We start from the raw sequence: 7786 nt of genomic DNA, 5'->3' as shown, positions 1-7786 counted from the left end.
GTCCCTCCCCGACTCCCGTCCTCGCCGCCATCGATGTGGGCACCAACGCCGTGCGCCTGGAGCTGGCCCGCCCGGACGCCGAGGGCTCGCTTGAGACCCTCCACCAGGAGCGAGACCCCATCCGCCCCGGCGAAGGCGTCTTCACCACCGGCGAGATGCCCCCGGAGACGGCCGACCGCCTCCTGTCCACCCTGCGCCGCTACGCCGCCCTCTGCCGCCGCCACAAGGCCCAGGTGCGCGCCGTCGCCACCAGCGCCCTGCGCGAGGCCCGAAACCAGCAGGACATCGTGCGCCGCGTGCACGAGGAGGCCGGCCTGGAGCTGGAGGTCGTCAGCGGCAAGGAGGAGGCCCGCCTCATCTGCCTGGGCGTGCTGCACAGGAAGCCCGCCAACACCCGCTCGCTCCTCGTAGACATCGGCGGTGGCAGCACGGAGGTCGCCATCGCCACTGGCGAGAAGCCCGACGAGCTCTGGAGCCTCTCCCTGGGCTCCGTGCGCCTCACGGAGGTGTTCGACACCGCGCGCGCCGTGACGCCCAAGCAGCTGCGGCTGATGCGCAGCTTCGTGGAGGAGACGCTCCACAAGACGCTCCCGGAGAAGCTCCCCGCCCTGCCCCGCGTGGCGCTGGGCTCGTCCGGCACCATTGGCGCCGTGGTCGGCTTCGCCGCCGCGGAGAACGGAGGCAATGCCACCGTGCGACAGCTCACCCAGACCGTGGAGGCCCTGGCGAAGATGCCGCCAGAGCGCCGCCGCAAGCGCTTCGACCCGCGCCGCGCGGACATCATCGTCTCTGGCGCCGTCATCCTGGAGGGCGTCGCGCGCCACCTGGGCGTGGAGTCCGTCAGCGTCGTCAACCGCGGCCTGCGCGACGGCCTGCTGGTGGACCTGCTCTACCGCCAGGACGAAACGCGCGAGGACCACAGCCTCGCGGACGCGGCCATCGTCATGGGCCAGCGCTTCCGCTTCGACGAGAAGCACGCCCGCCAGGTGGCCCGCCTGTCCCTGGCCCTCTTCGACGGCCTGGCCTCGCTGCACCAGCTGCCCCTGTCCGTGCGCCCGCACCTGGAGGTCGCCGCGCTGCTGCACGACATCGGCACTGCGGTCAGCTACGAGCGCCACCACCGCCACACGTACTACCTCATCCACAACGCGGACATCCCGGGCCTGGCGGACCGCGAGCGTGAAATCATCGCGCGCGTCGCCCGCTACCACCGGCGCTCCCCGCCGGAGCTGTCCCACTCCGGCATGGCCGGGCTCACCCCGTCCGAAGCACGCCGCGTGCGCAAGCTGGCCACGCTGCTGCGCCTGGCGAACGTGTTGGACCACAGCCACCACCAGCCCATCCGCGACTTCAAGGTGACGGACGGCCGCGAGGCGGTGACGCTGCACCTGCACGCCCGCCAGGCTCTCGACCTGGAGCTGTGGAACGTCGAGCGCGAGGTCGCCTCCTTCCGCAAGGTGTTCGGCAAGCGGCTCGCCATCCAGGTCCACTCGACCGGGCGATAGGGCCACTGCCTCTCCGCCCGCTCTCCAGTGGAGGGAGCGCGGCGCCGGTCCTGCCCGGCCCCACCGCCGTGCCCAGAGTCCAGACGAACGGGTCCCGTGTGCCTTCGCGAAGGCGCCGTGGGCCTTCACGTCTTTCGAGGCCCTGGCGGGGCAAGGAGCGGAACATGAAGGCAGTCGTTTTCCATGGCATCGGGGACATCCGGCTGGACGACGTCGCGGAGCCGAAGCTGAAGGAGCCCACGGACGCCATCATCCGGCTGACCGCCAGCGCCATCTGCGGCACGGACCTGCACATGATCCGCGGCACCATGACGGGCATGAAGCCCGGCACCATCCTCGGCCACGAAGGCGTGGGCGTCATCGAGGAGCTGGGCAAGGACGTGCGCAACTTCAACGTGGGCGACCGCGTGGTCATCTGCTCCACCATCGCGTGCGGCAACTGCTCGTACTGCCGCGCGGGCTACTACGCCCAATGCAATGACGCGAACCCCAACGGCCCCGCCGCGGGCACCGCCTTCTTCGGCGGTCCGGAGATGACGGGCCCCTTCGACGGCATGCAGGCGGAGAAGGCGCGCATCCCGCACGCGGCCATCACCATGGTGAAGGTGCCCGAAGGCGTCACCGACGACCAGGCCATCCTCGTCTCGGACATCTTCCCCACGGGCTACTTCGGGGCGGAGATGGCGGAAATCAAACCCGGTGACACCGTGGCGGTGTTCGGCTGCGGCCCGGTGGGCCTGTTCGCCATCGTGAGCGCGAGGCTGCTGGGCGCGGGCCGCGTCTTCGCCATCGACAGCCACGAGGACCGCCTGGCGCTCGCGAGGACCCAGGGCGCGGAGGTCATCAACTTCGAGCAGGAGGACCCGGTGGAGACGCTCAAGCGCTTCACGGCGGGCATCGGCGTGGACCGCGCCATCGACGCGGTGGGCGTGGACGCGCAGCACGCGCACCACGGCCCGGCCGCGAAGAAGGCCAAGGCGGAGAAGCCCGAGTTCAAGCGCGAGGTGGAGCATGTCGCGCCCAAGCAGAAGCCGGATGGGGACAACTGGGTGCCCGGCGACGCGCCGTCGCAGGCCGCGCAGTGGTCGGTGCAGTCACTGGCCAAGGCGGGCACGCTGTCCATCATCGGCGTGTACCCGCAGACGATGACCGCGTTCCCCATTGGCGAGGCGATGAACAAGAACCTCACCCTGCGCATGGGCAACTGCAACCACCGCAAGTACATCCCCAAGCTGCTGGAGCTGGTGCGCTCCGGCACGGTGGACCCCACGGCCATCCTGAGCCACGTGAAGTCCATGGCCTCCGCCATCGACGCGTACCGCAACTTCGACCTGCGCAAGCCAGGCTGGGTGAAGGTGGAGCTGGAGCCGGGCGCTACCCTCCAGTGACGCACTGCTTGATTCCGCATGTCCATGGCGTGTCTCTCCTTGAGGCATGGATGGCGGATGGGTGCCGACAAGATGGCATGAGCGCCAATGCGTTGGCAGAATGCCAGCGTATGAGCGAAGAGGACCTTCCAGGCAGGCTGGCGCGCAACCTGAGGACGCTGCGGGAGACGCGAGGGGCCACGCAGGTGCAGCTCGCGAAGCTGGCGGGCGTGCCCCGGGCCACCTGGGCGCATCTGGAGTCCGGCGCGGCGAACCCCACGCTGTCGGTGCTGCACCGCGTGGCGGGGGCGCTACAGGTGTCACTGGAGGAACTGCTCGCCCGGCCCAAGGCGAGCGCCCGGCACTACCGGCGAGACAGCCTGCCGATGAAGCAGCGCGGCGCGGCCTTCCTGCGCAAGCTCCTGCCGGATCCACTGCCGGGCATGGAGTTCGACCGGATGGAGCTGCCGCCCAAGGCGCGCATCACCGGCGTGCCCCACACCCCAGGCACGCGCGAGTACCTGGCCTGTGAGACTGGGACCCTCGCGCTGGTGGCCAGCGGCGAGCGCTTCGTGTTGGAGGCCGGAGACGTCGTCGTCTTCCGGGGAGACCAGAAGCACTCCTACGAGAACCCCGGCGCGCGCACGGCGGTGGGCTACTCCGTCGTGCTGCTTGCACCGTCGCTGTGAATCTTCAGCAATCTTCAACCAGGAAAAACCACAAAACAAGAACTAGCAGTTAAAATAGATTGACAATCTTCACCCCTCGCAGCCTGCTGGACCCAGTCCTTTCACCTGGGGGGTTGTGTGAAGAAGTCTGTTCTATCCGTCCTGCTTTCATCCCTATTGCTGAGTGCCTGCGGCGCTGAGGTCCCCGCCGCGCCCGTCGCGACCACGGCCGCGCCCATCGCCACGCAGACCGCGCCGTCGAAGAATCCCCGCCGGTTCGTGCCGGGACAGGCCATCGTGAAGTTCAAGGGCTCCGACAGGGCCCTCACGGACGCCGAGCTGCCTCCGGTCCGGGGCTTCCGTGCCCAGCTCGTCCAGCCTCTCTCCAGCGGCGCGGTGGTGGTGTCGCTGGAAGCGGAGGCGCGGTCCGCCGCCACCTCCATCGCGGAGGAGGAGGCGCGCACCCTGGAGGCCATCGCGGAGCTGCGGCGGAATCCAGACGTCGAATACGCGCACGAGAACCTCTACATGGAGTTCTTCGCCACGCCGACGGACCCCCTGTACGCCCAGCAGTGGAACTACCCGGCCATCAACCTGCCCACGGCCTGGAACAGTGTCACCGGCAACGTGAAGATCGCCGTGCTCGACAGCGGCAGGCTCGACCATCCGGACCTCAGCGGGGCCTGGACGACAGGGTATGACTTTGGACAGGGGGACGCGGACCCCTACGACACGAACACCTACCACCACGGCTTGCACGTGGCCGGCATCCTCGCGGCGCGCACGAACAACGGCGTGGGTGGCGCGGGCGTCTGCTGGGGCTGTCAGCTCATGCCCGTCAAGGTCTCCACCGCCAGCAACGGCGTCCTTCTGTCCGCGGTTGACGAGGCCATCCGGTACGCGGCGGACAACGGCGCGCGCGTCATCAACATGAGCTTCGGGACGGCCTACAACCCCAACGCCCCCACGGCCGTCTATCCCTGCGCGAACTACCCCGACATCCAGAGCGCGGTGACCTACGCCGTCGGCAAGGGCGTGGTGGTGGTCGCCGCCGGTGGCAACGACGGCGTGGCGGGCCTGCTGACGGCGAACATCACGCCTGCCTCCTGCACCGGCGTCATCGCCGTGGGCGCCAGCACGCAGGCCGGTGCGCGGGCGCCGTGGAGCAGCGGCGGCTCTCGCGTCGACGTCATCGCTCCAGGTGGCACCGCCAGCGCCGGCTTCTACGGCCAGGGCATTGGCTGCCCCGCGGACCCCAATACATGGGACCCGTACAGCGGCACGGATCAGATCGTCTCGGCCTGGGCCATTGGCAAGCCGGGGGCCACGCTGCTGGCGGGTGACTACTGCCACCGCTACCTGAGCGGCACCTCCATGTCCTCTCCGCACGTCGCGGGCCTCGCCGCGCTCATCCTCTCGCAGAAGCCCTCGATGACGCCCGCGCAGGTCACCGCGCGCATCAAGTCCACCGCGACGGCGGTCTCCGGCTGCGGGAGCAACTGCGGCACCGGCCGCATCAACGCGGCGGCGGCCGTCTACACCAACCTCCCGCCCCGCCCGGACAAGGGCCCCTGGTACAACCCCGCGCGCTCCGGCAACGGCCTGGACATCCAGCACCTCGCCTCCGACCAGATCCACGTCACCTGGTACACGTACACGTCCGCGGGCGTGCCCATCTGGTACCAGGCCTTCCTCTTCGCGGAGCCCGGCGAGTGGCGGGGCGATCTGATCAAGACCACCTGGACAGGCTCCAGCGCGACGTTGTCCGTGGTGGGGACGATGCGCATCACCTACAGCAGCGGACTGTGGCGCTTCTACTGGACGCTGGGTTCGCTCTCCGGCAACGAGCCCATCCAATTCCTGGCGTTCGGTAGCGGCAGCTCCGTGATGAACCTGAATGGCCTCTGGTACAACGGCGCGGAGCCCGGCTGGGGTGCCAGCTTCAACACGCAAGGCAACACCCACGTCGTCAACCTGACCGTCTACCAGGGCAGCAACCCGGTATGGCTGCAGGGCGTGGTGAGCAGCACCTCCACGTCGCTGAGCTTCCCGATGGCGTACATCACCGGCACGAACCTCTGCCCGGGTTGCACCGGAACGACGTCGACCTCGGCGACGGCCGCGGGCACCTTCACCGTCAATGGCTCGGCGGGCAGTCCCAGTGGAATGGCGGCATCCTCCGCGGTGAGCTTCCCCGGCGGGACGTGGAACCGGCCCTCCTTCACGCTGAACCGCCTGACGGGGCCATAGGCAGCGTCCTCCGGAAGGGTGACGGCGGCATCCTGTCGATGCCGCCGTCATCCCGGACCGGAGTGTCCTCACTTCCAGGAGGCAGACGATGCGCGTGGCTGTCGTGGCGCTGTTCGCGGCCTGGCTGATGGTGGGCTGCGCGGGCGTGGAGAATTCCTCCACGAGAGGGAGTTCACGGGCCTTCCGGCAGAACGCTTCGCATGCATCGGATGAGTCCGGCGAGGAGCCAGGCAGTCAACGACTCCACCGGGGTCAACCTGTCCGCATGCCGGTGGGGACGGTCATCCTCGCACCTTCCGGGAAGGTCTCGCGGCAGGCCCTGGAGATGGGCCTGCTGGACGTGGACGCCTTCGAGAAGTTGCTGGTCCGCGCCGGGCTGGAGGACGTGGACGAACTGCCCCTGCGCCGCAATCCCTTCACGCCAGACGACGCAGTGGAGGTGCTGGGCCGGCTGATGGAGAAGCCGGTGACGCTCGGAACCTTCCCGCCGCGAATGGTGGCGGGGTTCCTGCTGCGAGAGGTGTTGGAGCGCGGAGAGGTCTCCCGCGAGGAGCTGGCGCGGCGGGTGACGCGCTTCGCCCGCGAGCAGGTGGCGGTGCTGCGGCCAGATGGATACCTCGCGTGGGCGCTCAATGGGCGCACCCAGCAGAAGGTCGCGCCCATCGCGTGGAGGAACGGCGCCTTCCGCGCGGGCAACTTCGAGCTGGGACGTTTCTACAGCGGCAGGGGCGGAGTCTTCCGTCCGGTCGATGCGCAACTCCGGGCGTCGGACTCAAGGCCGCTGGCCGAGGTGTACGACGACGCGGACGTCGTCAACCGCTCACTGGATGGCGCGGAGGACGCCTTCGTTGAGCTGTACCACGCGCTGGGACAGGTCCTCTCCCGCCCCGCGGACAGCATCGCGGGACTGCGCAATCTTCCCGCGGGCATCGCAGCCCTCATCGCGTCGTCGCCCGAGTACTGGGAGCGGTTCCAGTACATGACGGCCGGCGAGCAGATCCGCGAGACGGCCCGGCTGGCGACGAGCGTCGTTGCCATCTGGGGCGCAACCTCGGCCACGACGCGGACACTGAAGGGGCTGGCGTCGGGTATCGACGCCACGGTGCCCGTGCTGTCGCTGTCAGCGGAGGGCGCGCTGGTGCTGGAGCGCATCTCGGTCCCCGTGGGGCGCACGGCGGCGGTGTTGAGCGGCGCTCCCGGTGCGGCCATCATCCTCCAGCGAGGCGATGATTCAGGCTCGGGAGATGGAAGCGGTGGAGGTTCGACACCGAGCGGGCCAAAGGGCTATTCGTCCTTCAAGTCGTTCAAGCGGGCCATGGGGCCGGCGGGGAATGGGAAGGAGTGGCACCACGTCGTGGAGCAAACCGACGGGAACGTGACGCGCTTCGGGCCCCAGGCGCTCCACAACGTGGAGAACGTCATCCCGCTCGACAAGGAACTGCATGCCCGCATCAGTGCGTTCTACTCTTCGAAGAGCGTCCGGATGACAGGCTCTGACAGCCTCACCGTGCGACAGTGGCTGAGTACTCAGCCATATGTTGCTCAGAGAGAGTTCGGCTTGATGATCATCAACGATGCAAAGAATGGAATCTGGCCATGACAACTGAAGAAATTGTCGAGGAATTCGCACAGAACGTGGCCGCCCAAACGGACGCCATCTGGTGGCGAACTGATGCGAAGACCGGAAACAAGCATGCGGATCGATACATCGCGGCGTTCAAGAAACTACGTGCTCTAGGGGATCCTGGACGTGAAGCATTGGCGGTGCTGCTGACGCATCCTCGGATGGATGTTCGGACCACGGCCGCGACATGCCTGCTTCGTTACAAGACCGCGGAGGCTCGGGCGGTTCTTGAAGAAGCGGCGAAGGGCTCGGGGCTGATTCCATTCGAGGCGCGGCAAGCGCTGAAGCGCTGGGAGGAAGGAACCTGGTCCCTGGACCCTGCTTGAGAAAATGGCTCAGCACTCACTCGTTCGAAGCGAGTGGCGGGCCGGG

General features: G+C 68.4%; 6 protein-coding genes. All 6 read left to right on the top strand.

Features of this window, described 5'->3' with window-relative positions; translation table 11 throughout:
* A partial coding sequence (locus tag D7Y15_RS27140; RefSeq protein WP_148712883.1) for a Ppx/GppA phosphatase family protein occupies positions 1 to 1505 on the top strand: 1505 nt, incomplete at its 5' end.
* Between the two features lie 164 nt (positions 1506 to 1669).
* Positions 1670 to 2893 carry a zinc-dependent alcohol dehydrogenase gene (locus tag D7Y15_RS27135; protein WP_121754389.1) on the top strand — a complete coding sequence of 408 codons (1224 nt, stop codon included), beginning with the start codon at positions 1670 to 1672 and terminating at the stop codon, positions 2891 to 2893.
* Between the two features lie 110 nt (positions 2894 to 3003).
* Entirely contained in the window at positions 3004 to 3561 is a 558-nt protein-coding gene (locus D7Y15_RS27130; protein ID WP_120581213.1) for a helix-turn-helix domain-containing protein, read from the top strand.
* Positions 3562 to 3678: 117 nt separating this feature from the next.
* Complete coding sequence (locus D7Y15_RS27125; RefSeq protein ID WP_147452296.1) at positions 3679 to 5790, top strand: S8 family serine peptidase; 2112 nt, start codon at positions 3679 to 3681, stop codon at positions 5788 to 5790.
* 88 nt (positions 5791 to 5878) lie between these two features.
* Complete coding sequence (locus D7Y15_RS27120; RefSeq protein ID WP_121754388.1) at positions 5879 to 7390, top strand: hypothetical protein; 1512 nt, start codon at positions 5879 to 5881, stop codon at positions 7388 to 7390.
* Positions 7387 to 7740 (top strand): DUF2019 domain-containing protein, encoded by a 354-nt coding sequence (locus D7Y15_RS27115; protein ID WP_120581216.1) that lies wholly within the window; start codon positions 7387 to 7389, stop codon positions 7738 to 7740. The genes D7Y15_RS27120 and D7Y15_RS27115 overlap by 4 nt, the downstream gene beginning before the upstream one ends.
* Positions 7741 to 7786 lie beyond the last annotated feature (46 nt).

Source organism: Corallococcus sp. AB030, assembly GCF_003668965.1.
Lineage (GTDB): Bacteria > Myxococcota > Myxococcia > Myxococcales > Myxococcaceae > Corallococcus > Corallococcus exiguus.
Note: the sequence above shows the minus strand (reverse complement) of the source record. Positions and strands in the feature narration are given on the sequence as shown.